Annotated in this window: 23 protein-coding genes, 1 pseudogene and 1 riboswitch (1 of these 25 cut by a window edge); of the genes and pseudogenes, 23 read left to right on the plus strand and 1 reads right to left on the minus strand. The window is 40.3% G+C overall.

Going from position 1 to position 25246, the window contains the following annotated elements; all coding sequences use genetic code 11:
* The 3 genes from IGJ28_RS10480 to IGJ28_RS10490 all read left to right on the plus strand — a co-directional run.
* Positions 1-1083, plus strand: the 3' portion of a protein-coding gene (locus tag IGJ28_RS10480) for a hypothetical protein (protein ID WP_252712028.1). 72 nt of this gene lie to the left of the window's left edge; the window shows 1083 of its 1155 coding nt (coding positions 73-1155); its start codon lies beyond the left edge, outside the window; its stop codon occupies positions 1081-1083.
* 67 nt (positions 1084-1150) lie between these two features.
* Complete coding sequence (locus IGJ28_RS10485) at positions 1151-2155, plus strand: zinc-binding alcohol dehydrogenase family protein (protein ID WP_438845387.1); 1005 nt, start codon at positions 1151-1153, stop codon at positions 2153-2155.
* Positions 2148-2849, plus strand: coding sequence for a class I SAM-dependent methyltransferase (locus tag IGJ28_RS10490; protein ID WP_252712026.1), 702 nt, complete (start codon positions 2148-2150; stop codon positions 2847-2849). The genes IGJ28_RS10485 and IGJ28_RS10490 overlap by 8 nt, the downstream gene beginning before the upstream one ends.
* Before the next feature lie 54 nt (positions 2850-2903).
* Here the strand turns inward: IGJ28_RS10490 and IGJ28_RS10495 are convergent, their stop codons facing one another.
* Complete coding sequence (locus tag IGJ28_RS10495) at positions 2904-3956, minus strand: SLC13 family permease (RefSeq protein WP_438845388.1); 1053 nt, start codon at positions 3954-3956, stop codon at positions 2904-2906.
* A gap of 218 nt (positions 3957-4174) precedes the next feature.
* On the opposite strand from IGJ28_RS10495, the gene IGJ28_RS10500 reads away from it, so the two are divergent.
* The 20 genes and pseudogenes from IGJ28_RS10500 to IGJ28_RS10595 all read left to right on the plus strand — a co-directional run bounded on the left by IGJ28_RS10500 (position 4175) and on the right by IGJ28_RS10595 (position 25225).
* A complete protein-coding gene (locus IGJ28_RS10500) occupies positions 4175-5635 on the plus strand; it encodes a helix-turn-helix domain-containing protein (RefSeq protein ID WP_252712024.1) in 1461 nt (486 codons plus the stop codon).
* A complete protein-coding gene (locus IGJ28_RS10505; RefSeq protein WP_252712023.1) occupies positions 5632-6996 on the plus strand; it encodes an FAD-dependent oxidoreductase in 1365 nt (454 codons plus the stop codon). Before IGJ28_RS10500 ends, IGJ28_RS10505 begins: the two co-directional genes overlap by 4 nt.
* Positions 6997-7146: 150 nt before the next feature.
* Complete coding sequence (locus IGJ28_RS10510) at positions 7147-8094, plus strand: ABC transporter permease (protein ID WP_438845389.1); 948 nt, start codon at positions 7147-7149, stop codon at positions 8092-8094.
* Entirely contained in the window at positions 8091-9041 is a 951-nt protein-coding gene (locus tag IGJ28_RS10515) for an iron chelate uptake ABC transporter family permease subunit (RefSeq protein WP_003126739.1), read from the plus strand. The genes IGJ28_RS10510 and IGJ28_RS10515 overlap by 4 nt, the downstream gene beginning before the upstream one ends.
* Positions 9038-9796, plus strand: coding sequence for an iron ABC transporter ATP-binding protein (locus IGJ28_RS10520; protein ID WP_156248314.1), 759 nt, complete (start codon positions 9038-9040; stop codon positions 9794-9796). Before IGJ28_RS10515 ends, IGJ28_RS10520 begins: the two co-directional genes overlap by 4 nt.
* Before the next feature lie 19 nt (positions 9797-9815).
* Positions 9816-10772, plus strand: coding sequence for a siderophore ABC transporter substrate-binding protein (locus IGJ28_RS10525; RefSeq protein ID WP_156234012.1), 957 nt, complete (start codon positions 9816-9818; stop codon positions 10770-10772).
* A 155-nt stretch (positions 10773-10927) separates the two neighbouring features.
* Positions 10928-11497 carry a hypothetical protein gene (locus tag IGJ28_RS10530; protein ID WP_113849741.1) on the plus strand — a complete coding sequence of 190 codons (570 nt, stop codon included), beginning with the start codon at positions 10928-10930 and terminating at the stop codon, positions 11495-11497.
* Positions 11498-11589: 92 nt separating this feature from the next.
* A complete protein-coding gene (locus IGJ28_RS10535; RefSeq protein WP_003126735.1) occupies positions 11590-11922 on the plus strand; it encodes a PadR family transcriptional regulator in 333 nt (110 codons plus the stop codon).
* Positions 11919-12884 (plus strand): permease prefix domain 1-containing protein, encoded by a 966-nt coding sequence (locus IGJ28_RS10540; protein WP_252712022.1) that lies wholly within the window; start codon positions 11919-11921, stop codon positions 12882-12884. Before IGJ28_RS10535 ends, IGJ28_RS10540 begins: the two co-directional genes overlap by 4 nt.
* A 389-nt stretch (positions 12885-13273) precedes the next feature.
* Positions 13274-13837 (plus strand): alkyl hydroperoxide reductase subunit C, encoded by a 564-nt coding sequence (gene ahpC / locus IGJ28_RS10545; RefSeq protein ID WP_003126733.1) that lies wholly within the window; start codon positions 13274-13276, stop codon positions 13835-13837.
* 9 nt (positions 13838-13846) lie between these two features.
* Positions 13847-15376, plus strand: a complete 1530-nt coding sequence (gene ahpF / locus IGJ28_RS10550; protein WP_021149608.1) for an alkyl hydroperoxide reductase subunit F — start codon at positions 13847-13849, stop codon at positions 15374-15376.
* Positions 15377-15732: 356 nt separating this feature from the next.
* Positions 15733-15922: riboswitch (M-box (ykoK) riboswitch) on the plus strand.
* A 123-nt stretch (positions 15923-16045) separates the two neighbouring features.
* Entirely contained in the window at positions 16046-17194 is a 1149-nt protein-coding gene (locus IGJ28_RS10555; protein WP_195971395.1) for an FtsW/RodA/SpoVE family cell cycle protein, read from the plus strand.
* Entirely contained in the window at positions 17172-18341 is a 1170-nt protein-coding gene (locus IGJ28_RS10560; RefSeq protein WP_195971397.1) for an FtsW/RodA/SpoVE family cell cycle protein, read from the plus strand. Before IGJ28_RS10555 ends, IGJ28_RS10560 begins: the two co-directional genes overlap by 23 nt.
* 14 nt (positions 18342-18355) lie before the next feature.
* Positions 18356-19015 carry a phosphatase PAP2 family protein gene (locus IGJ28_RS10565; protein ID WP_003126728.1) on the plus strand — a complete coding sequence of 220 codons (660 nt, stop codon included), beginning with the start codon at positions 18356-18358 and terminating at the stop codon, positions 19013-19015.
* Complete coding sequence (locus tag IGJ28_RS10570; protein ID WP_195971399.1) at positions 19012-19953, plus strand: LCP family glycopolymer transferase; 942 nt, start codon at positions 19012-19014, stop codon at positions 19951-19953. Before IGJ28_RS10565 ends, IGJ28_RS10570 begins: the two co-directional genes overlap by 4 nt.
* 260 nt (positions 19954-20213) lie before the next feature.
* Positions 20214-22112 (plus strand): endonuclease MutS2, encoded by a 1899-nt coding sequence (locus tag IGJ28_RS10575; protein WP_252712020.1) that lies wholly within the window; start codon positions 20214-20216, stop codon positions 22110-22112.
* A 156-nt stretch (positions 22113-22268) separates the two neighbouring features.
* A pseudogene (locus IGJ28_RS10580) lies at positions 22269-22688 on the plus strand (GNAT family N-acetyltransferase); the annotation flags it as partial.
* A gap of 159 nt (positions 22689-22847) precedes the next feature.
* Positions 22848-23276, plus strand: a complete 429-nt coding sequence (locus IGJ28_RS10585; protein WP_060814369.1) for a GNAT family N-acetyltransferase — start codon at positions 22848-22850, stop codon at positions 23274-23276.
* 403 nt (positions 23277-23679) lie between these two features.
* On the plus strand, positions 23680-24783 hold the full coding sequence (locus tag IGJ28_RS10590) for an AI-2E family transporter (RefSeq protein ID WP_003126723.1): 1104 nt from the start codon (positions 23680-23682) through the stop codon (positions 24781-24783).
* Entirely contained in the window at positions 24770-25225 is a 456-nt protein-coding gene (locus IGJ28_RS10595; RefSeq protein WP_156248306.1) for a GNAT family N-acetyltransferase, read from the plus strand. Before IGJ28_RS10590 ends, IGJ28_RS10595 begins: the two co-directional genes overlap by 14 nt.
* Positions 25226-25246 lie beyond the last annotated feature (21 nt).

A 25246-nucleotide genomic window follows, 5' to 3' on the forward strand; every position in this document is an offset into this window, starting at 1 on the left:
TCAAAGAGCGAACTGGAAATAATGGAAACAAATGAGTTGGCAACCGCCGCTGATGAACTAAAAACAGTTGAAATAGAATCGGATGAGCTTGAAGCAACGGCAATTGATCAGGAAGACTTGTACCAACAATCTGCTGAAGAAGGCCATAGCGAAAGGCTAATCATTGACTCTACAGAGTCTGCAGAGCTTGAAATACCTGAAGCACCTGAAGAACCTGGAGAACCTTATGATGAATACTATGAAACGAAAGAAAGCGATCACCAAAGAATTGAAAGCTTGATTGAACAAGCAGAAAATGAATTAGCAGATTTGCGCTTACGCAAAGCCATTATGGAAGCTGATTTTAATGAATTATGTCATCACTACCAAACATTGATCATTGGCAACCAGGATATTTCAATTATCGCTAAAAAGACGTTACTGGAATACTATGCTTATGAATTCTTGAAACCCTTGCGATCGATTGGATTGATGCCAACCGACAACTACGATGTTTGGAAAACAAAGCACTTCTTGGTGAAGTTTCAATTGAATGAGGAAAAAGCAATGGATTTATATTTTAAATTGAATCCGATCAATTCTCAATATGAATCACAGTACTTGCCGCTACTCACGATTTATTCTGACACACGAGAAGTGCGGGTCAACGACCATCAAATCTTATATCTATTGCGGCAATGGTATACAGATAAAATATTTACGGTCAATCAATTGTCACTGTTTAATTACGATATCAATTTACTCTTAACTCATTTTCGCGCATCTTCATTTATGGTTTCACCAAGTCTCATTGATAATACGCAAGAACTTGCAGTGGATTTAGAGACTGAGTTTCCGATCACAACAGACATTTTGGACCAAATCTTTATTACTACGATGGAAAATCAAGACTATGATTTTGTCAAAGCAGAGTATGAAGACTATGAGATCTTCTTAGATAAAAAACAACGCTTGACGATTCGGATGGCTGATGATCGGACCCATTTGTTTATTGATTCAGATCGAAGAAAACGTTCCTTGTTAGATTTCTTCACTTCTTACGAATTTTTAGTTCCATTAGTAGTACCTAGTTATTCGCATTAAACAAGCATAAGAGCTAAAATAATCATTAAGGTTATTTTAGCTTTTTTTAGGAGAGGAGAATGATGTAATGTTGAATCGTGCGATCGGATTTTATGAGGGAATGCCTTTAGATAACAGCAATGTTTTTCAAATGAAAGATTTGGACATGCCTTCAATAGGAGCAAATGATCTATTGATAAAAGTTGAAGCCGTATCGGTCAATCCCATTGATGCGAAGCGTCGCCAAACGACGACCAAATCTGGTCATTTCGTGATCCAAGGATATGATGCTTGCGGAATCATTGAAAAAGTTGGCGATCAGGTCACAAAATTTCAAGTGGGCGACCCAGTGATGTACAGTGGAACAACACAGCGAGACGGGGCGAACCAGAAATATCAAGCGGTGGATGCACGCTTAGTAGCGAAAGTCTCTTTAGAAAATTTAGCGGAATGGGCAGCATTGCCTTTAACAAGTATCACTGCCTGGGAACTTCTATTTGAGAAATTTGGGTTGATTCCTAAAGAAAAAGCCAATCAAGGAAAACTATTGATCATCAATGCAAGTGGTGGAGTGGGATCGATTGCCGCCCAGCTGGCACATTGGTCCGGGCTTGAAGTATATGGCACTGCCAGCCCCACAAATCATGAATGGCTAGATAAAAATGGGGTAGCGCACCCACTCGATTACCATTACCCGCTACAAGATCAGGTTGAAGCCACCTTTGACTATATTGCTGTCTTTTATGACATTTCCGATTACATCGATCAATTTGCTCAATTGATCCGCCCATTTGGTAAAATCGGAATGATCGTTAATACGCGCGGTCCATTAGATCTTAACCCATTTAAAAATATCGGAGTGGACTTTTACTGGGAATATATGTTTGCAAAAACCGATTATCAAGTGGATTTGGCTAGTCAAGGAGCGATCTTAAAAAAAATTGTTGATCTAGTCAATGAACAAAAAATCCATTCTACGATCACCACCTGTTTTGAAACAGGCCTGACGATCGAAAATTTGATTGAAGCAACCGCATTAGTAGAAAAAGGCAGTCCAGGGAAGGTAGTCATCTCCGGAGGATTCCATGAGTGAGGAACAAGAATTTTGGGATGATTTTGCGGCAGAATATGCAGAGATCCAGCAAGAATCACAATTAACGATTGCTGAGGATCTAGCAACATTTTTAAAGACAAACGGAATTTTGCCAATAAGCTCTTTTGTTGATTTAGCTGCGGGAAGTGGCCGCTATATTCCAGCGATTTTACCTGATACAAAGCGTTATCTGGCCATTGATTTTTCAGTGGAAATGTTGAAAGCAGCTAGACGTTATGTAAAAGATCCTCAACAAAAAGTAGACTTTCGACTGCAAACACAAGCAGAGTTTCTTGCTGATAAGACCACCTATCCCTTGATATTTACTGCAATGAATCCAGCGTTGACCGAGAAAGGTCAGCTGATTTCTCTGGTAGAAAAAAGTCGTCGCTTATTGATTTTGCGGATCGTTCGGACCAAAGAAAATATCTTTCAACCACTGGAACAGAACGATCACAAAGATGAAAAGCTACTTTCTGTCTATAAGAAATGGCTTCTGGAAGAACAAATCAGTTTTTCTACTCATCTTTTTTCTTATGCTTATGAAGAAATCATTGATCGGGAATTTTTTTACCGCTATTTTCAACAGGATATTCCACAGTCAGAATTGCTGCAGCTAAGCCGTTCCCTTTTTAGAGAAAAGAAAAAAGCAATTAGTAAGACGGAGATCGATTATGAACTCCTAATCGTTTGAAGGCAAGCAGTTGTCCTGTATATTCAGGGACAGCTGCTTGCCTACTAGTGTCTATTAGCCTATCCCTAAATAGAGATAGCCGATTGAACCGATTATGAATAAGTAAAGGATATTCACCATATAGAACTTGTGTTGGAATCTTTTTTGTTCTTGAGGGAGAGCTTGCTTGATCAATTTGTAACCAATCAAATTCGCTAACGAAGCAATCAATGTGCCCAAGCCACCCACATTTACCCCCAACAAAACAGCTTTCTTGTAGGTTGTAAAAGGAGCAATCAGAATCGCTGCTGGGACATTGGAAATCACCTGAGAAAGGGTGATGCTGCCTAAAAAGGCTTGTTGTTCTTTTTGGAAGAAGGGTTGGATCATTTCAATCAACTTGTCTTGTTCGTTGATATTTCCGATAATCACAAAGAAACAAACGAATGTGACTAAGAGACGGTAATCCACTGAACGAAAGAGCTCTTTTTGAAAAAAATAGACCACGAATGCTACGATCGATGCCGAGAGGACGAAAGGAACGACATGAAAGATTCCCAAAATCATCAGTGCCATTAAACCAAGATAAAGTACCGTGTATTTTTTCTCAAAAAAATGCGTGGTTTTTTTGATGATGAGAGGGGATGCTGGCAATAATTGAATGGATCCTACTAACAGAGTTAATGATAGGACAACCATCATACCTGTCGTTTGCAAAAAAGTAGTCAAAGGTAAATTATAAAAAGAAAACAAGAAGAGATTTTGCGGATTCCCAAAGGGAAATAAACTGCTGCCTAAATTAGCGGCTACAATCAGGTAAACTGCGCCGAGAAGAACGCTTTTTTGTTCCTGAATGCCTTTGGTGATCAGAAGATACATAGGTAGTAAAGTCAGGATCGCCACATCGTTCGTTAGTACCATCGAGCTGAAAAAACTTAATAAAACAATCGTTCGAATCAGTGCTCGGAGAGAATGACTCTTAGAGAGCAAACGTTGACCAATGAAATTCAACAAACCGGCTTTTTCAAGCCCATTAATAGTCAGCATGAGACCAAACAAGGTCAAAATCACTTGAAAATCAATAAAGTGGACATCAAAACGTCCAAATGAACTCGCAACAAGCGCCAAAAAGAAAGAAATCGTAAATAATAAATCGCTTTGGAAAAAGAAGAATATTTTTTTAACATGCGTGCTCCTTTCTTTCAAATTTTACCATGGACTCTTTTAGAGAAGCAAAGAAATATTCTCGGTTTTGACATATACTGTGAAATCCTATCGCTCAATATGGTTGACAAACGAAGCGTTTATTGGGAAATTAGAACTAGACTGAAAAAGGAGCAGAATCGATGAATTTGATGCAACTATTAGAAAAAAATCAGCAAGTCCATTTTCAGATACTGACCATCTTCTTTCAGCATGGTTCAGAAATTTCCTATAAAACTCTTGCAAATAAGTTATCCATTTCTTCACCGACGCTCCAAAAGGAGATTCAGCATTTGAGTGACAATCTTTCTGTTTTCCATGCAGAGGCATTGTTAGAAACAAAAGAGAATGATCGTTTGCATTTAACATTACCGCTTGATTTTTCTATTCAGCATTTTTTTTATGCGTATTTATCAGAAGCGGTGGATTTTCAAATTATTGAATATCTCTTTTTCCATCGCGAAGGATCGACAACGAAACTCATGTTGGATTTGACGCTTAGCGAGGCCTCGCTTTTTCGTCATTTCAAATCGATCAATCACTTGTTGGAGGAATTTAGTCTTCAATTGAAAAATAAGAAACTGATCGGCGATGAGTGCCAAATCCGCTTTTTCTTTTATTCGTTTTTTTCGCAGAGTTATCCGTTAGCAAAAATCAATGAAACCTTTAAGAGTCCAGCTATTCGAAACTTGATTCGGGTAATTGAACAGCAACTTGGCTTATCAATTGATCCACGGAATAATTGGAAATTAGTCTTATGGTTTGGTTTGATGGAAGCCCGTTTCGATTTTAGGAGTTCCCAGCAACATGAGTCATCGAAAGGCCTCTTAAAACAAGTAGAAAATGATCCTACTTTTCAAGTGCTACGAAATATTTTAGGACGTTATCTCAGCCGTTTTGCCATTTCGTGGAGTGACTACGAAGCAGTTTACCTCTATTTGTTTTTGATGATGGAAGGATTAGTAGTCATGAATCACCAGCAGGACACTGATTCGGAATTTATGCTTGATTTAGCCGCTGAGAGTCAAGTATTGATGAAAACTTTTGCGGATGAATCTCTTGATATACAAGTTCATTATCCAGAAATCAGTCGTTTTTTAGCAATCATCATTCTTAGAGCACGCTACTTGAAGGGCGCGTTGACTTCATTTGCCGATTTTCCTCCGCATTTTTTGCGGGGAACCATCACGGAAGTAGCGAATCAAGCAGTTGAAACATTGGCACAAGCCACTGGGCCTTTTTCTGAGGAGAAACAGAGAAAGCTCATCCATGATTTGTCGTTTGTTATTGAATGGTTGCAAGAGAAACAACAAAAAGAGCTGAAAATCGGTGTTCTGCTGTCTCAAAATCAATTACGTACGGATGTTTTGCGGCGGTTTTTGGCCAAACAGCTTTCTGGGTATCCTTACATGCAGGTGGAAACTGCACAAGCAACCGATTATGATCTACTGATTGTGGATCAACCGCAGATTGCCGAAAACTATCACTACAAAAAGCTCCTGGTCTTGACAGGTGTGATCGATCGTTTTGAAGAGCAACGGCTGCATCAAGTGATTGATGAAATTCGAAGGGAAAATCTTGAAAGTGAGTTGGAGAAGTTATGAGGATTGTCATTATTGGAGGCTCTCATGCTGGTATAGCAGCAGCCCGCCATTTAAAACAGATGGATGATAAAATTGAAGTGATCATCATTGAAAAATCCAATGTATTGGGCTATATCGCTAGCAGTTTGAACTTAGTATTAGAGGGATATATTGAGCGTCTAGAAGATTCCCGCACTGCTACTGCCAGTGAATTACTGTCAGAAGGGATCAATGTGATGCTCAATAGCCGCGTCGTAAAGATTGCAGCGGCAGAAAAAAACGTTTCTTTTGAAACATCAACGGCTAGTTGTGTCGAAAAAGACACGATCTCATATGATTATTTGATTTTAGCTATGGGGTCCAGTAATTTTCGGAATGCTTTTACGGAAGAAGTCAAAGAGCACATTACCACGTACAAAACGATTGCCCAGTCTCGAGCAGCTCTAAGCAAAGTACAGGAAGCCAAGAAAGTGGCCATTGTGGGTGCCGGTCTGATAGGTTTTGAATTAGCGGAATCATTAAGTGGACAGGATAAAGAGGTCTTCTTGATTGATCGGATGGATACTTTGCTTTTCCGCTACTTCGACCAAGAGATTTCTCAGATTTTGATCGAACGTTTTCCAGAAAATTTACAAATCTATCTGAACAGCAGCGTGGTCGCAGCAAAACAAACTGCGAACGGAGAGCTGGCGGGAATTGAACTTGCCAATGGCACTTTTTTGCCAGCGGATATCGTTGTCTATGCAGTCAATCCAAGACCGAATGTTGACTTGGTCGCTGACTTTCTGAAGTTGAACCCAGATGGGACGATCGACACCAATGAATTCTTGCAAACTTCCGATCCAAGCATTTATGCTGTCGGCGACTTAGTCTCGATCCCATTCAATCATTCAGACAGTTCAGTCTATGTACCGCTGGTGACCAATGCGTATAGAACCGGTATCGTCGCGGCAACAAATATTTTGTCTGCAAAAAAAATCCCTTTTCCCAAAATGCAGCGCACAGTGGTCAGCAAGCTCTTTGGATATTTTGTGAGCAGCTCTGGAATCAATGAAACGGAAGCACCTTATTATGGCTTTGACGTCGATTCTGTCACACGTACGTTCCATGCACGTACGTTTTTCGAAGTAGAAAATAATTTTGAAGTGACATTGAAACTGGTATTTGACAAGGAAACACGAGTAATCATGGGAGGGCAGATCATTACAAGCGATCGCGGCAGTTTGGAGATCATCAATACGGTCTCTACGTTGATCACATCTTACATGACTCTGGATCAATTGGCTACGATGGATTACTTTTTCAATCCAACGATATCTTTTCCGCTGCACTTTTTGAATCAATTGGCCATCGAAGGTCTCTTGAAATCTCATGTGAATTAAATGTGTTATATATTAAAAGTTTTTTTATTCGATAAACCTACGTTAAGAGTAGGTTTATCTTTTTTTTGCAAAAAGCCTTGTCATTAAAAGCGGAATCGCTTAAACTAACTAGAGAGAATGAGAATCGTTCTCATTAGAAAGGGTTAGTATATGAGAAAAATGAGTCTGGCCATTTTGCTTCTCTTGTTGATCACTGGGTCTTTATTTGTGGGCGCACATGACATGTCTCTAGCTGGTTTAATGGCAGGAGAAGAGAGTCATTGGATGATATTGCTGAAAGTACGCGTTCCTCGTACGATTAGTCTCTTGCTTGCAGGGGCTGTCATGAGCTTATGTGGAAAAATCATTCAGCATCTGATGCAAAATAAATTTGTTGCAGCAGACGTGATCGGTTTGACTGACAGTGCCCGCCTAGGGATCTTGATCGTCATGTTATGGCTGCCCAATGCATCTGGACTCCTGCGAACAACCGCTGCTTTCTTATTTTCTTATGCGGGGGTTTTGCTATTTTTATGGCTAAGTCGCTTGATCCCTAAGAAAGATCCGATGGTTTTGCCTTTAACGGGTGTGATGTTCGGGAATGTGATTGGCGCAGTCAGTTCCTTTCTTGCGTACCGCTTTCAACTTGTGCAAAATGTTTCTTCCTGGTTACAGGGGAACTTTGCTACCGTGATCGAGGGCAATTATGAATTGATTTATCTGACACTACCAGTTTTTGCTTTTTTGTATTTCCTTGCTTATGAAATAACGATTGCCGGGTTAGGAGAGACAGCTGCAAAAAATCTTGGCATCAACTACCACGTTTTACGCTTGCTCGTATTAGCACTGGTTGCTTTTGCCAGTAGTGTGGTCTTGCTTTTAGTAGGCAGTGTTCCATTCCTTGGTGTGATCATCCCTAATATCGTTGCTTTATTTGCAGGAGACCATGTTCGAAACAACCTTTTTCTGATCAGTTTTTCCGGCAGTGCCTTTTTGCTCTTGTGTGATTTGCTAGCAAGGATTTTAATAGCCCCATATGAATTGCCGGTCAGCGTTGTAGCAGGAACGATTGGCGGTATTAGCTTTCTAGTCTTATTGATGAGGAGAAAAATGGTATGAGAATTATCCGGCGTTATATGTTCTTGTTCATACTCATCGGGATAGCTGTTGGCGCATACCTTACCTACAATACATATGGCAATTGGTCCTTCGCACTGCAATTACGGGGAAAGCGAATAGTGGCCTTTGGCTTAGTAGCAATAGCTGTCTCGTTTAGCACGATCACTTTACAAACACTGACACAAAATCGGTATCTGACTCCCGGTATCTTAGGATTGGATCAATTATATGTGCTGATCCAGACGATACTATTTTTCTTCTTAGGAGGAATCCGCATGTTGAGTCAGGAAACACCTTTCGTTTTTTTGTTTTCGATTTTAGCTACCGGGACATTAAGCAGTGTCATCATTCAGACCTTTTATAAAAAAGCCAATAATCAATTGTTTCTATTACTGATGGCGGGAATGATCAGCGGTACTATGTTCACTAGTATCAGTTCATTTCTTCAAGTCATCATGGATCCCAATGAATATGATTTGTTGCAAGGGCGTCTATTTGCAAGTTTTAGCAATGTCAATAGTCAGCATTTATTACTGGCTGCTGGAATTATTTTAATTGGGCTGATTGGATTATCGCTATTGATTCCAGAATTGAATGTTATGGTCTTGGGTGTTCGAAATGCAAAAAGTTTAGGCCTATCGGTTTCAATGATCCAGAAGAGTTGTCTTTTCTTGCTGTCTTTATTATCGGGGACTGCTACTGCTTTAGTAGGACCATCCGTCTTTTTAGGATTTGTCGTGGCAACGATTGCCTATCAGTTATTTCCAACATATAAACATGGCACATTGTTTGTTGGATCAGCACTTTTAGGGTTTTTATTACTAGTCGGCGGCCAATTTTTTGTTGAGCAAGTCTTTCAATGGAACACAACGATCAATACAGTGATTCAATTTTTAGGCGGAATCTTCTTTTTAGGAAAACTAGTCAAAGAAAGGAAAGGACAATGATTGAAACAAAAGGAATCGAAAAGAGTTATCAAGACAAGCGCGTGTTGACTGATTTGTCCTTGCAGTTGCCGGAAAATCAATTGATTGCCTTTATTGGTCCAAATGGTGCCGGAAAAAGTACATTGCTTTCGATTATCAGCCGCATGTTGGAGCAGACTACTGGAGAAGTTTATTTCAAAGAAAAGGAGATTCGACAATGGCGTTCGAAAGAATTAGCTAAGAATCTCGCTTTTTTGCAACAGAGTAACGGTTTTACGGTTGATATGACCGTAGAAGAACTGGTGTCTTTTGGTCGGTTTCCCTATAATCGGGGACGACCAACGCCAGAAGATGAACAAATCATTTCAGAATCATTAGCACTTTTATCTTTAGAATCATTTCGGCAACGCTCGATCCATGCATTATCTGGTGGGCAGCTTCAACGGGTTTATTTGGCGATGATTCTTGCCCAAGATACCGAGTATATCCTTTTGGATGAACCGCTGAATAATTTGGATTTGAAACATGCCAATCAGTTGATGCACTTATTGGAGAAATTAGTCAAAGATCATGGGAAAACCGTATTGATCGTATTGCATGACATCAACTTTGCTGCCAGATATGCAGACCATATCGTAGCGATGAAAGAAGGAAGTCTGTTCAAAACAGGCACAGTTGCAGAAGTGATCCAAGAGCCTGTTTTAAAAGAACTTTATGACTTAGAAGTTAAGATAGTCGAAGTGGATGGACAGCGCTTTTGTTATTATTTTAATTAAGAGACCATAGGAGGAGTATATGAAAAAAATAGTATTTAGTTTGGCTGTATTGGTAATGATCACGGGGTTAGCAGGATGCGGCTCGCAAGAAAAAGGAGAGTCAACAAGTGCCTCAACGGCTGCAGCGGCGCCTGCCGAAATCGAAGTGACAGATAGTAATGGCAAAGTGACTGTACCATTTTCACCAAAAAAAGTCGTTGTTTTCGATAACAGTGCACTTGATACAATGGATGCTTTAGGCGTAGGAGATCGTGTTGTAGGAGCTGCTACGAGCAATATGCCTGACTATTTAAAGAGTTATGCTGCGGTTGATTCTGCAGGTGGTATCAAAGAACCTGACTTAGAAAAAATCAATCAGATCCAACCTGATTTGATCATTATCTCTGGCCGCCAAAGAGACTTTCAAAAAGATCTGGAAGCAATTGCACCAACGATTTTTCTAAGTGTAGACAACGAAAACACTTGGTCATCGATCGATAACAACATTCAAACTATTGCCCAAATCTTCGGAAAAGAAGAGGAAGCCAAGAAACAGTTGACTGCTCTGCAAACAAGAATCGCGAATCTTTCTGAAACTGCAGAAGCCAGCAAGGAAAAAGCATTAGTTGTCATGATGAATGAAGGTAGTCTTTCTGCCTTTGGTTTGGGATCAAGATATAGCATTGTTTATGATACATTTGGGTTTACGCCAGTCGATGATACATTAGAAGCATCGACTCATGGGCAGAATATTTCTTATGAATATTTACTGGAAAAAAATCCCGATATTATTTTTGTTATTGATCGTACAAAAGCAATCGGTGGGGATACAAGCCAGAGTACGTTGACTGAAAATGAATTGGTTCAGCAAACAACTGCTGGAAAAAACGGGAAAGTGATCGAATTAAATCCGCAAGTTTGGTATTTAGCAGGATCTGGGATCGAATCATTGGACATTATGTTGTCGGATGTTGAACCGGCTGCTGCAAAAGATTAAAGGCTTGTTATCGGATAAGGATGGCTTAAATGAGAAACAGTTGCGAATGTTGGATGTTCGCAACTGTTTTTGTATTGAAAACAATTTATTCAATTTAAACCAAATTTAGTTTTTTTCAGGTATGCTAGGTTCAAAGGGAAGGAGCGGATTCCGAAATGCACAAATATTTGCTGGCGGCTGCCTTAGGTTTAGTACTGTTAATAGGGGGATTGTTTCTTCGGGTAAACCTGATCCCGATCGCAGACTTTGAGCTATTGACTTTGGCAGAAAAAATTACATTACAAACAGAGGTGGGGCTCGCGCCAAAGTGGGGGACAGTCTTAATGGGCAGCGGATTAGCTATTTTGTTGCTGGTTTTCATTTCCTATTATTGGCCCTCCAAACCGGGGCACAAAAACTATTTGGTCGGTGCGGGTTTACTTGCGCTTTGGATAATCTGCGTAAAGATGATTTTTTTCCCGCCTCAAAAGGAATGGGTCGAAGGGACGGTCATGAAAGTCTATGAGGATGGGTATGCATGTTTTCAGACGAAGAAAAACGCGGAATCACGTTATTCATCAGATTTTGGTCTGTATTATTTCGAAAGCAGCGACAGTTGGCAGCTTCGAGAAGGACAGCAGATCAAAGTTTTAACAGAAGGTGGGAGTTTCATAAAATTTGATGAAGTGTTTTTACCGGTAATTGATGTTCAACCGTTAGCGGGTGTTTCTCGGTCTCAAGACTGATTTAAAAAAAGAATCACAGATTTACTTTACCTGTCGTAGTAATTGATTTATAATTATTACGACAGGTAAAGTAATTTTAAGGAGGGGATCGAGTGATATCCAGCGATGGAATTCGGGGATACAATGATGCAATCATCTTATCGATTCTTTCCAAAGATGATTCCTATGGATACGACATTTCAAAACAGATACGTGAAAAAACAGATTCGCTCTATATCATTAAGGAAACAACATTGTATTCTGCATTCACACGTTTGGAAAAACAGGGATTGATCCGCTCGTATCCTGGAGAAGTGACTCATGGAAAGAAACGCACCTATTATCAAATCAGTGAGGCAGGAAGAGAATTTTTAGAAGTAAAAAAACAAGAGTGGCAGCAAACAAAAATTGTTGTTGAGCGCTTTTTACAAGGAGGAGCAAAATGAAAACCATCCGGGATTATTTAGATAGTTTGTTTTTGAATGTACCCACCACGCCAGAAACAAAGAAAGCCAAAGAGGATTTGGCTGCGATCATGGAAGACCATTACCATGAATTGATTGAACAAGGAAAGAGCGAGCATGAAGCAATCGGGGCTGTGATCAGTGAATTTGGATCAATTGATGAGTTGCTTCAAGAACTGCAAGTAGCGCAGTCAGAAGATACTGCAGAAGAAGCCTGGTTAGATGCTATTACAATCGATGAAGCCTTTGATTTTTGGGGGAAGATTCGCCGTTTTGCCTTCTCACTTTCTTTAGGTATTGCGTTATGTATCGCTTCTCTTGGAATATTTCTCTTTTTTGCCAATGAAATCAATAGTGGCTTAGGACTATTAGTCATGTTCATGCTTGTTGCATTGGGCGTGGGCTTTATTATTACCTCCGGCTTGAACTATTCTGCATCAAAACGAAAATTAAACGATCGTCCATTTGATCAAGAAGTAAAACAAGAGGCGCGGAAGCAATTGGAAGATTATGAAAAGAGTTTTCGATTTGGTCTGGTGCTAGGGATTTCTGCATGTATTCTGTCGGTGACACCCTTTTTCTTGATGGAAGCTATTCTTTACATTCCCAGTGGTTTAGCTTTAGGACTGTTTTTTGCGGCAGTTGCATTAGGAGTATTCTTTATCGTCTATGTCAGTATCATCCGCACAGGATTTGCCAAAATGGCCGATGGCGTTTACTTTATTTCTAATGAAGATGAACCCGGACCACGGGCAGCGCAACACATTTATGGAGAATCCGCAGGAAAAGTTCGCTTTTTTAATACGGTTTATTGGCCAGTGATCGTGGTAGTTTACTTCCTCTGGTCATTTTCAACAGGAAGCTGGGCCTATTCATGGGTGATCTTCATCTTGGGTGGGGTTTTTCAAGATTTCTTTTTGCCTCATCAGAAAAATAAGCGCTAAGGAATTTCTTGAAATAGTTTTTGATAAACATCTGAAAGATCCGAGGTTCTGCTAGAGCAGAAGAGGAGTCCTTCAGGTGTTTTTCTTATCGTTTTGGACAAATAAAAACTTTTCACTTTGATGAACTTGACAAAGTGAAAAGTGACTTAAAGTTATTGAGAAAATATCCTTGTAAATGAGAATGAGTAACCTTGAGGATATAATTGTTAGAAAAGTGAATCTATTTATTTTCCCAGAAATCATTTTAAAATGAAAGTGAAACGCTCATTTATGAGGAGAAATTCATTTTGTTTAAAAAAATGCAAAGAGACTATTGCAATTTCACTGGCTTTAGACTAATAATTAAGAGAGATTATTCTCAAATAATAATTCTAATTGGAGGAATCGCTATGTCATTAATTGGAAAAGAAATTGAGTCATTTGAAGCACAAGCTTATCACAACGGAAAATTTATCGACGTTTCATCTGAAGATTTCAAAGGAAAATGGAATGTGGTTTGCTTTTACCCAGCAGATTTTTCATTTGTATGTCCAACGGAATTAGAAGATCTACAAGGTCAATATGCAGCATTGAAAGAACTAGGAACTGAAGTTTATTCTGTTTCGACAGATACTCACTATACCCACAAAGCATGGCATGATCACTCTGATGCAATCAGCAAGATCGAATACATTATGGTTGCTGACCCTTCTCACACGATCTCTCGTATTTTTGATGTACTGGATGAAGAAAGTGGCCTTTCGCAACGAGGTACTTTTATTATCGATCCTGATGGCGTTGTTCAAACGGTTGAAATCAATGCGGATGGAATTGGACGCGATGCTAGTGGATTGATCGACAAAATTCGTGCTGCCCAATACGTGCGGACACATCCAGGTGAAGTTTGCCCAGCTAAATGGAAAGAAGGAGAAGACACCTTAACACCAAGTCTTGATCTAGTTGGAAAAATATAGGAGGTTGACATGGCTTTAGATAATGGAATTAAAGAACAACTGAAACAGTATCTGGCAATGCTGGAATCTGAAATTGTTTTCGCAGCTAGTCTTGGTACTGATGACGCCTCACAAAAAGTTCGTGATTTCTTAGAAGAAATCGCAGAAATGTCCGAACGTATTACGATCGAAGAAGTAACTGCAGATCGGACACCCAGCTTTACAATTATGCAACCAGGTATCGACAGTGGCATTGCTTTTGCAGGTCTTCCACTCGGGCATGAATTTACTTCATTTATTTTAGCTTTATTGCAAGTTAGTGGCCGGGCGCCAAAGGTCGAACAAGCGATTCAAGACCGTATCAAACAAATCTCTCAGCCTTTGCATTTTGAGACATATGTTAGTCTGACGTGCCATAATTGTCCGGATGTCGTACAGGCGTTGAATATCATGGCTGTCTTGAATCCGAATATCAGTCATACGATGATCGAAGGTGGTATGTTCAAAGCGGAAGTAGATGCCAAAAAAATTATGGCCGTACCAACCGTCTTTTTGAACGGGGAAGAATTCGCTAGCGGTCGTCAGACGATCGAACAATTACTTGAACAAGCTGCTGGTCCGACTAGCAAAGACTCGTTTGCAGATAAAGACCTGTTTGACGTGTTGGTCGTAGGGGGCGGTCCAGCGGGTGCAAGTGCTGCTGTCTACGCTGCCCGTAAAGGGATCAATACAGGCATGGTGGTGGAAACTTTCGGTGGTCAAGTGATGGAAACATTAGGAATCGAAAACATGATCGGTACACCTTACACAGAAGGACCAAAATTAATGCGTCAAGTGGAAGAACATGTCAATGAGTATAATGTAGATGTCATGAAAGGACAACGTGCCAAAGATATCCGCAAAAATGAATTCGTGGAAGTGGAATTAGAGAATGGTGCTGTTTTGAAAACAAAGACAGCGATCCTTGCCACTGGTGCACGGTGGCGGAACATTAACGTTCCGGGAGAGCAAGAGTTTAAAAATAAAGGGGTCGCTTATTGCCCTCACTGCGATGGTCCGTTGTTTGCTGGTAAAGAAGTGGCAGTTATTGGTGGCGGTAATTCTGGTATTGAAGCAGCGATTGATTTGGCAGGTATGGCAAAACATGTCTATGTATTGGAGTTCTTGCCGGAATTAAAAGCAGACCTTGTTTTACAAAAACGACTAGCAACATTGGAAAACGTGACGGTCATCACCAATGCTGCAACCAAAGAAATTGCGGGTTCCGATCATGTGGAGCAGCTGACTTATGTGGATCGGCAGACAAATCGTGAAGCCACTTTAGCTGTGGAAGGCGTCTTTATTTTGATTGGCTTGATGCCGAATACAGAATGGCTGAAAGATCGAGTGGCTTTGAATGAACGCAATGAAATCATTGTCGACAAACATGGAACTACAGATCTTGCTGGAGTTTTTGCTGCCGGAGATTGTACAGACAGTGCCTACAAGCAAATTATTATTTCGATGGGTTCAGGAGCAACAGCAGCGTTAGGCGCATTTGATTATTTGATTCGCCAATAATCAAATGCGGACTGATCCTTTAAATAGGTACAAGGAATGACTGCAACGCCGTTTACCAATTTGATTCATTTTTGATCCATGATCATTGCAGCTGATGGCTGAACTTCAGTCAAATAGTTGCCAGTTGATTGGGTCTCGATGGATCGATGGCAAATGGCTGTTGCAGTTTTTTTGTCCTGAAAATAACGAGAAATCTCTAACTAAAAAAGGCAGCGATTCAATGAGCTGTGAGAAAACAGGGGAATTAGTCAATTGCTTAAAGATGTTTAAGAATAATTAAAGAAAAACACAAAATTGCGGAATTCAGTTGTCATCATGAGGAACAAAAGGTAACATTCAGGATGAATAAAAATAACGGATAACCTTGTTAGGTGAGGCTCCTATACAAACATAAGCTATTGCGCAGAAACGTCGAAAGACGCCAATGTGTAAAACAGGAATTGTCGGATTAAGGCTCTTCATAAAATAGCTAAGAAGAAATAAATACTACTAATTTGCTTCTTCTTTACGTTGTATAGTGCCAAAACTCGGACGATGAGATTGCTTGCGAAGTCGAACGTCTTGAGAGAAGTTTGGCTTTTTTTTCTTTTCTTGAGTATGTTTCAAAACGTAAATGGATAAAATAAATAACGTCTGAAATCACCTGCTCCAAGGGAAGGAGTGGACGATATGAGTAAAAAGAGAAAGATCGATTGGTTACTTATCACAGCTTATTTGCTGTTGAGTATCATCGGTCTTTTAATGATTTATAGTGCAAGTTCTTACCGGTTGATGACTGCTGGGGGTGCACCGGCCGCGTTGTTCCAGCGACAACTGATTTTTCTGCTGTTGAGTTGGGGAATGATTCTTTTGATTCAAAAAACCCGCGTCGAAATTTTGTTAAGCAAAAAGTTAGCGGTGGGACTATTGGCCTTTGGCATTGTCATGTTACTGTTGGCCTACCTGCCATTTTTCGGGGTATCAGTTAACGGTGCTCAGCGCTGGATTTCGATTTTTGGCATTCAGTTTCAGCCTTCAGAAATAACAAATGTCGGTATGATTCTTTATTTGGCAAACTATTTTAAGGACAAACGATCTTTCAATGAATTAAAAAAGCCGCTCTTTCTCTTATTTCTATGTTGTGGGCTGGTTCTAATGCAGCCTAAAGTTGCAGGAGTAATGATTTTACTATTTTTGGCTTTTGTTATGATCACGACTGTTCAAGTGCCAGTCAAAGTCACATTCCTGCTATTTACTGCACTGATTTCCAGTTTATTTCTTTTAGGAGGTGTCGTCCTCTTTTTAGGACAACACGGCTGGTTACCACAATTCTTCATGCATGTATACAACCGGATCCAACTTGTTGGAGATCCATTTTCTGACCCATATGGACAAGGTTTCCAAATGATTCATTCCTATTATGCATTATTCAATGGCGGATTAAGCGGGTTGGGTTTAGGCAATAGCATCACGAAAAAAGGGTTCTTACCCGTTGCGGAGACAGACTTCATTTTTTCGGTATTGGTAGAGGAGCTTGGCCTTTTGGTAGGGATTTTTGTAATTGGATTATTATTTCTAATTGTGTTGCGCCTGTTTATTCGTTCGGCAACAGCTATTGATTCACAAATAGGCTTGATTCTATTAGGAACTGCCACATTGTTGTTATTGCAAACAAGTATCAACATCGCAAGTATCTTAGGGTTAATGCCTATGACAGGGGTTCCTTTACCATTTATTAGTTATGGTGGCTCCAGTTACTTTATTCTTTCGTTTGCTTTTGGTATTTGCCTCAAATTGGAAAGAGGGAGGGAAGCAAATGAAGTACTTCAAACGACATGAAGTGAATTATGCACTGATTCTGCCGGTTTTCTTACTTTTTTTATTGAGTATTGCGGTTCAATATGGTGCCAGTGTGCTGGATGGCATTGATCCGGGACCGGTTGTTGTGCGGCAACTCTTTTTTTGCATCATTGCCGCAATCGCATTGTTTGCGGGCAGTTTACTTTCGACGACTTTTTTATTGCGGTTCTCTGGCATCTTTTATGTTCTTTCTCTAGGATTGATGACATTATTGTACTGGTTTTATGATCCCGTCATGTTTGAGTTGACCCATACAAAACGTTGGATCCGGATCGGCAGTTTCACATTGCAGCCTTCTGAGATTATGAAATTGGCTTTTGTATTGTTTATGGTGTATCTCACACTCTTATATGAAAAAAGACAGATTCAGCGAACAATCAAATCTGACTGTTTCTACATTCTAAAAATAGTGCTTTATAGTTTGCCGACTTTTCTATTGATGTATATGCAACGGGACTTTGGTACTAGTTTGGTTTTCATCGTAATGCTCGGCGCACTATTTGTTATTTCCGGTGTCCATTGGAAACTGTTGACAGTAATTTTTACGGTATTGGCTGTGGTTGGCGGACTGTTATTGCTATTAGTCTTTACTGATTGGGGGAATACGATGTTGTTTCGATTGCATTTTAAACCCTATCAATTGGATCGAGTCAAAGCTTGGGCAGATCCTTTTGCTTATCAAGACTCGATTGCTTACCAACAAGTACAAAGTATGTGGGCAATTGGTTCAGGTGGTCTCCTCGGGGCAAGTGACACGCACATTCCTGTCTACGTTCCTGTGCGTGAATCCGATATGATCTTTACAGTCATCGGAGAATCATTTGGATTTTTAGGCAGTTCATTAGTGATTTTTCTCTATTTTTATTTGATTTATCAGATCATTTTTGCAGCATTGCGGACAAATAATAAAGCCTCGGTCTATCTATCGATCACGTTTGTTTTTGGTTTGGTTTTTCAAATTTTTGAAAATATCGGGGCGGCGATTGGATTACTGCCTTTGACGGGTATTCCACTACCATTTCTGAGTCAAGGTGGGACCTCGCTGATTGCAGTTGGTCTCTCTTTAGGCATTATTTTTGGGCTGGAGAAGGCGTATGCCCCGAAAAAAACTTTCCCAATAAATTAAAGGAGTTTACTAAAATGTTCAATCGAACTCGTCGGATGACGGTCAGTCTTAGCTTTATTGCATTGTTTTTTTTATTGACGATCCTAGTCTTGCATCAGCCACACTGGTTTCAAAGGATGGACCGACTCTTTTGGAATTTGCCTCAGATGCGCACTGCTTTAGGAGACCAAATCATGTTGGGCATCGCTTCGACTGCTACGATCCTACCAATAACTGGTTTATTTCTGCTTTTGGGCATCTATTTATGGAAAAAGCAGCAACGAGTTTGGGCAATCTGGGGAATAGGAAATCTGATTGTGGTGAGTGGTATCGGTCAAGTGATGAAATGGCTGATTCAGCGGCCACGCCCAGTCCTAGAAGCTGGGATGGTTCGCGATTCATACAGCTTTCCCAGTGGCCATACCCTGCTAGCTGTTACACTGGTGACTACCTGTTTGCTTTTCACTCGATTTTTGTTTAAGAAAAAAGGTCTGTTGGCTATCCTCGGCGGCTCTTTCATTCTTTTAGTAATATTTTCCCGCTTTTATTTAGGCGTTCATTACCCAAGCGATACCCTCGCAAGTATCTGTTTAGCAAGTGGGATCACATTGATGACTTATGAATGGACTGAAAGGATTCTTACGAGTAAAAGTAACAATTTATCCGATAAATTCAAGCAAAGGAGAAGACCATGACGAATGGAAAGAAAGTGTGGCTGACGCTTTTGGTTAGTTTAACACTGCTTGTGACCGTTGGAACAGTCTATGCGCTGCGCATCGTTCTTCGTGCAGAACAAACGGTTCAAACCATGCACGCACCGATTAAAGGGCGAGAAGCAACAGTAATTGAAGAGGTAGAACCCCTAAGTCTGCTCCTTTTGGGTATCGCAAATGATTCAAAGCGAAAAACAGACTATCGTGCGAACACGATCATGATCGTGACATTGAATCCAAAAAATAAGCGGACATCCATTACAAGTATTCCTCGTGATGCTTATGTAGAGATTGTTGGTAAAGGTTTCAAAGATAAAATCAATCATGCCCACTCATTTGGGGGCGCCGAAATGATGATCGCTTCGATCGAAAAATTTTTACAGATCCCAATTCATCATTATTTCTCGATCAATATGGATGGCATGGCAGATCTTGTAGATGCGATTGGCGGAATCACAGTTTACAACGATTTTGAGTTTACGGCTGAGAAAATTCATTACCCAGAGGGGGAGCTTCAATTAGATGGTTGGGCAGCACTTCAGTATACTCGGATGCGTAAAGATGATCCAGAAGGGGATTATGGCCGGCAGAGACGACAACGACAAGTGACTGAGCTCCTTGCTAAAGAATTGCTGTCTCTGTCAAGTTTGTTCCAGTACCAAGAGCTCATGTCGATCGTTGGAGAAAACGGCCAAACGGATCTCACTTTTCAGCAGATCTCACGATTAATAACGAGTTACCAGACTGCCCTAACAACAGTTGATCTCTATCAAATACAGGGGACAGGATTTACGGGAGATGGCTTGCAAGGAGAAGCAGGGATTTCTTACCAAGCAATCTCTGATGAGGAACGACAGCTAGCGATCCAGCGATTACATTCTGAATTGGATATGCAAACACATAATGAACCGGCAGAATAGATGATGTTGACAATTCGATCATAGATATACTAAAATAAAGAAAATCGTTCAAAAAAAGAAAGAGGTCTCTTGATGAGTGTCTTAGGTATCTAACTAGCAAATTTAAACAAATAAACAATACTAAGTTTATTTGTTGTGCCTGCAGATACCGATCAAAATCGTTATTGATAAAAACAGGTGATGGGGAACTGTCACCTTTTTTGTACACTTTTTTTGAACGTGGAGGAGAGACGTTTCACGGGCACAAGAAAGGACCTCATATGAATATCCCACAAGAAACTGAATTTGACACAATTAAAACAACTGTTAGTCAACGAATCCTTAGTGATTATGGCAAGCAACGATTTGCCGAACAACAACCGGCCTCTTCTATTCATTCCGCTAGAAAAAGACTAGCGGAAACACAAGAAGCAATGGCCCTCTTAGGCTCTGGGCAACAAGTGCCATTCATGGGCCTGTCTGATATTTTGCATCATACGACAAAAATCGAAAAAGGCTTGATTTTAGAGCCGAGAGAATTGATCGATTATGGAGACTTTTTACGGTCTTTTCGATTGATCCGTCAGATGTTTGAAAAAAACCAGTGGCAGACACCGCGGCTTACTGGCTATGCGCAAGGATTAACGGACTTTTCAGACACCGCACAAACAATTTTTGACAAAATCCGAAATGGCCGGATTGACACCGATGCCAGTCGTGAACTTAGGAAAATCCGGGGACAAATGGCCAAGCATGAAGCAGAATTGAAAAAAGTCTTTTCAAAGTTTTTGCAAGATCCACGACTATTACAAGATGCACGAATCATTCAAAAAAATGATCGCTACACACTACCTGTGCGCTCCGAATTTCAACATCAGATCAAAGGGCAGATTATTGAACGCTCCAATAAACGGGCAACAGTTTTCATTGAACCAGAAGCAGCGATTCGCTTGAACGATCGCTTGATAATGGCCAAAGCAGAGGAGACTGCCGAGGAGTATCAAATTTTAGCTGGATTGACTGGACTGCTTGCAGAAAACTTAACAGAGATTTTTACCTGTCTGGATGTATTGGTTGAATTGGACATCATCTTTGCTCGAGCAAAATACTGTCGTGAAATTCATGGTGTTCCGCTAGAAATCAATGAAGCAGAAGTAATCGACTTACAGGAAGTTCGACACCCATTGTTAGGAGCAGCAGCAGTTCCTCTGTCATTACAACTTGGTTACGATGCTCGCTGTCTGGTGATCACAGGTCCCAATGCCGGTGGGAAGACAGTGGTGTTAAAAACTGTGGCACTGGTTTGTGTGATGGCGCACTATGGTCTCTTTCCTTCACATGCTGGGGGAAGTCAGGTTCCATTTTTGAAAAATCTGTGGATGGATATTGGGGATCAACAAAGTTTAGCGAACGCATTAAGTACCTTTTCGGGACATATGAACAACATTGCCCAAATCGTCAAGCATGCTTCACGGCAAAGCATTGTATTGCTGGATGAGATCGGCAGCGGAACAGAGCCAAATGAAGGAGCTGCTTTAGCGATTGCGATCATGGAAGCCATCTATCATTCAGGTGCGCTTTTGATCGCTACTACCCACTATGGGGAAATCAAACAGTTTGCTATTGATCATCAAGATTTCCATACGGCTGCAATGGCTTTTGATCCAGAAACATTGACACCTAAATATCGGCTGCTTTCTGATGCTGTGGGTACCAGTAATGCCTTTTGGATCGCAGAAAAGATGTCAGTCTCTAAAGAAATCGTTGCTAAAGCACAACGATACTTAGAAACGAAACAGTATCCAACGGAAAAAGCAGTATTTAAAGGCATCCAGAAAGAACGACAGCAAGTATCCGTGGCTACTTTAAAAAAAGGCGATCGCATCTCTTACACAGAGACAAATCAAACGGGCTTGTTTTATGCTTATTTAGAAAGCAATCAAGCACAGATTTTGCTGGATGAATCATTGGTTATCGTTCCCACTAGAAGAGTCAAGCTTCTGATGTCTAGAGAAGAATTATATCCAGCAGGGTATGACCTGGAGAGTCTGTTCCATTCATTTGCAGAACGGAAATTTAACCGAGATATCGACCGTGGATCGAAGAAAGCGCAAAAGAAATTAAGAAAACAAGCGAAGGAAAGGCAAGCATTTGCGAAAGGCGACGGCGCGCAAACGTAATTGATCGCAGGAAATAAGCTAGCGAAGATAACTTTCAGTAAAAATCAAGCTATTTTGCAACAATACACAAGTGTTTCCAATAATGGTAGAAATAGCGCTAGAATTGCAATAAATATATAGGATGCTCACAGCAAAGGTCCGAAAGAGGGGAAAGAGATGATAGAAACAACGCGTTTAATTTTAAGACATTGGCAGAATTCTGATGCCAAAGAGTTGTTTGAGTTGGCAAAAGATCCTGCTATCGGCCCAAGAGCCGGCTGGTCGCCGCATCAATCTGTGGCAGAAAGCGAAACAATTATTACGGATGTTTTTAACACGAATGAAACGACTTATGCTATTTGTCTGAAAGATGGCACGCCGATTGGCAGTATTGGTATTATGCCAATCAGCAAAGAATTTATGCTCCCGCCTGCAGTTGAAGTAGGCTACTGGATCGGGAAAGCTTACTGGGGACAAGGCTATACAGTGGAGGCGTTGACTGCAATCCTTGCTGATCAGTTTGCCAGGGAACCGAAGCTAACGGTTTGGGCAGGCTATTATGATGGTAATGAACAATCTTGGCGCGTCCAACAGAAATGCGGTTTTGTCTATCAGTTAACTCAAACAGTCGAGGTTCCTCTGTTAAATGAACAAAGAAAAGAACACTTTACTAGCCTCACGTATAACCAATGGCTAGCTGTCTCAGAGAACGGCCAAGGAACAGCAATTCAAAAGAAAGAAAACAATTCATCAACGATTCACTATAGCAAACACCTTCCAGAGGACCCACAACAAGTCCTTTCGTTGTATCAAGATGCTGGCTGGTCCTTGTATATTCGCGAACCAGAAGTCTTGTGGGCAGCACTTCAGCAATCCCACGTGATCACTGCTTGGCAGCAAGAGCGCTTAGTTGGTTTGGTGCGAGGAATAACGGATCAGCAAACGATTTTGTATATCCAAGATTTACTCGTATTGAAAGAATTCCAGCGGCAGGGAATCGGGCAAACGTTACTAAAAAAAATAGTAGGAGACTACCCGAAAATTCGTCAAAAAATTTTATTAACTGACGATACGAAAAAAACGCGGGCTTTCTACGAAGCTTGCGGGTTCCAAACAGTGGAGAAAAGTCATGCGGTCGCCTTTTTATATGCCGCTAACAAAGTTAGTGAAGGTCTATCTTCCTAACAAATAATAGGAAAAGAAGTAGGAAAGTAAACAGGGAAGTAAGTTGGTAAATAAGTAAGAAAAGAAGTAGGAAAAACTAGTGGCATAAGTCTTAACCAAGAAGACACACTCGATCACTAAAGAAGCCGTCCTCTGGATGTCGTCTTATAATGGCTGATCTTGACTGTTGTGATCGAAGGTTTATCAGACTGATGCCACTAGTTTTTTTGATCGTAGCAAGGACTTGTCTATAGCAAACCTCTTGTTTCATTTTTCTAGCGGGAACTTAGAAAACGTCAAATTTAATAACATTAATGAAATAATTTTATTGAAATTTTGTTTTTGTGACAAAAAAATCGGTTAAGACATAGTGAATATGCTAAACTAGTAATGATTGTTTAACAAAAAAACAGGAGGTTTTTCTTTGGAGCTATTAAAAAAGTCGAAATTATTTGCAGTACTTGTGTTTATTTGTTTGGTGGGACTAGGCATATGGATCTATTCAAATATTCTGTTTGTCTTCCGCCCACTAGAAGCCATTTTTGCTAGTGTCTTTTTACCCGTTTTGATTTCTGTATTTATTTTTTATATCTTTTTGCCTTTTTTCAATTTGATCAAAAAAAGGAGCAGCAATCAACATCTCGCTCTTTATGTCACATTGCTTCTGATCCTCTTTGCTGCTTATTTAATCATTCAGGTGATCGGTCCGGCACTGATTAACGAAATGGCACGTTTTATCAATCAGATTCCTTACATCATCAACAGAATCATTGACAATATCGATCATTCTTCTTTTGAGGAATTATTTGGTCCACTGTTAGATTCATTGGATATCAACCAAATCAGTAATCTCGCTGCTCAGTTTATCACTGGGGCTACGAATAGTCTGACAAGTTTGGTAGCAATCGTCTCTCATTCAGCGATTGTTTTGTTCACGATTCCGTTGCTATTGGTTTATATGTTTAAAGATGGACATAAGGTTCCTGATCTTTTGGTCTCGAAAGCACCAAAAAAATTTCGCTCTCTTATTCTACAGTTGTGTCAAGATTTTCATCAAGCTGCTTCAGCATATATTAGCGGAAAGCTACTTGTCTGTTTGTATGTTGGCGTCTTCAGCTATCTAATCTTTACATTTTTAGGCTTGCAAAATGCCTTGTTACTAGGATTAATCTGTGGTGTTCTAGATATCATTCCGTATTTTGGTCCTTTTATCGGCGCGGCACCAGCATTCTTGTTTGCTCTGAGTCAAGATATGAAAACAGCAGTCTTGTTAGTTATTGGCATTACGATCATTCAATTTGGCGAGTCGTATGTTGTTTCACCAATCGTCATGAATAAAGTGCTGCATATCCATCCTATCATTGCCGTCTTCTTATTATTGATCGCCGGGAATTTATTAGGATTTGTAGGAATGATCGTTGCGCTGCCGGTCTATTCGATCGTGATGGCCATGGCAGGAACTTTGACCCGCTATTATCAACAGCAAAAACATGTAAAGCAAGAAGGAAAAGAAAATGAAAATCGTTGAATATGCAGGGGACAAAGAAGATTTTGTACTAGCAAAAATAATACGGGCCTCTTTTGATGCAGATACCGCATGCCATTTGGGGGCAGACAAACGAGACGGTCCATCTGGCTATCATAATGGAGAATTATTGAAACGAGTGAAGCAAGATCCAGATCTCAGTCTTTACCTGCTGCAAGAAAATGGCATTATTGGTTTGATTGTGGCAAATCCTTGTAAACACCAGATTTGCTACTTTTGTCTCGACCCTGATTTTATTGGTAAAGGGGTTGGGACTCTTGCTTGGCAATTATTTGAAAAACGATTTCCCGTCGATTACTGGATACTAGAAACACCAGCATATTCCCTTAGAAACCAGCGCTTTTACGAAAAAAATGGCTTTAAAAAAATTGGTGAAAAATGGTATAGTAAAGACCTATCCTATATCTACCAAAAAAAATTTTGATAAAATCGCAAAGTGAGGGAA

This window comes from Enterococcus sp. AZ091 (assembly GCF_051714805.1).
Lineage (GTDB): Bacteria > Bacillota > Bacilli > Lactobacillales > Enterococcaceae > Enterococcus_D > Enterococcus_D gallinarum.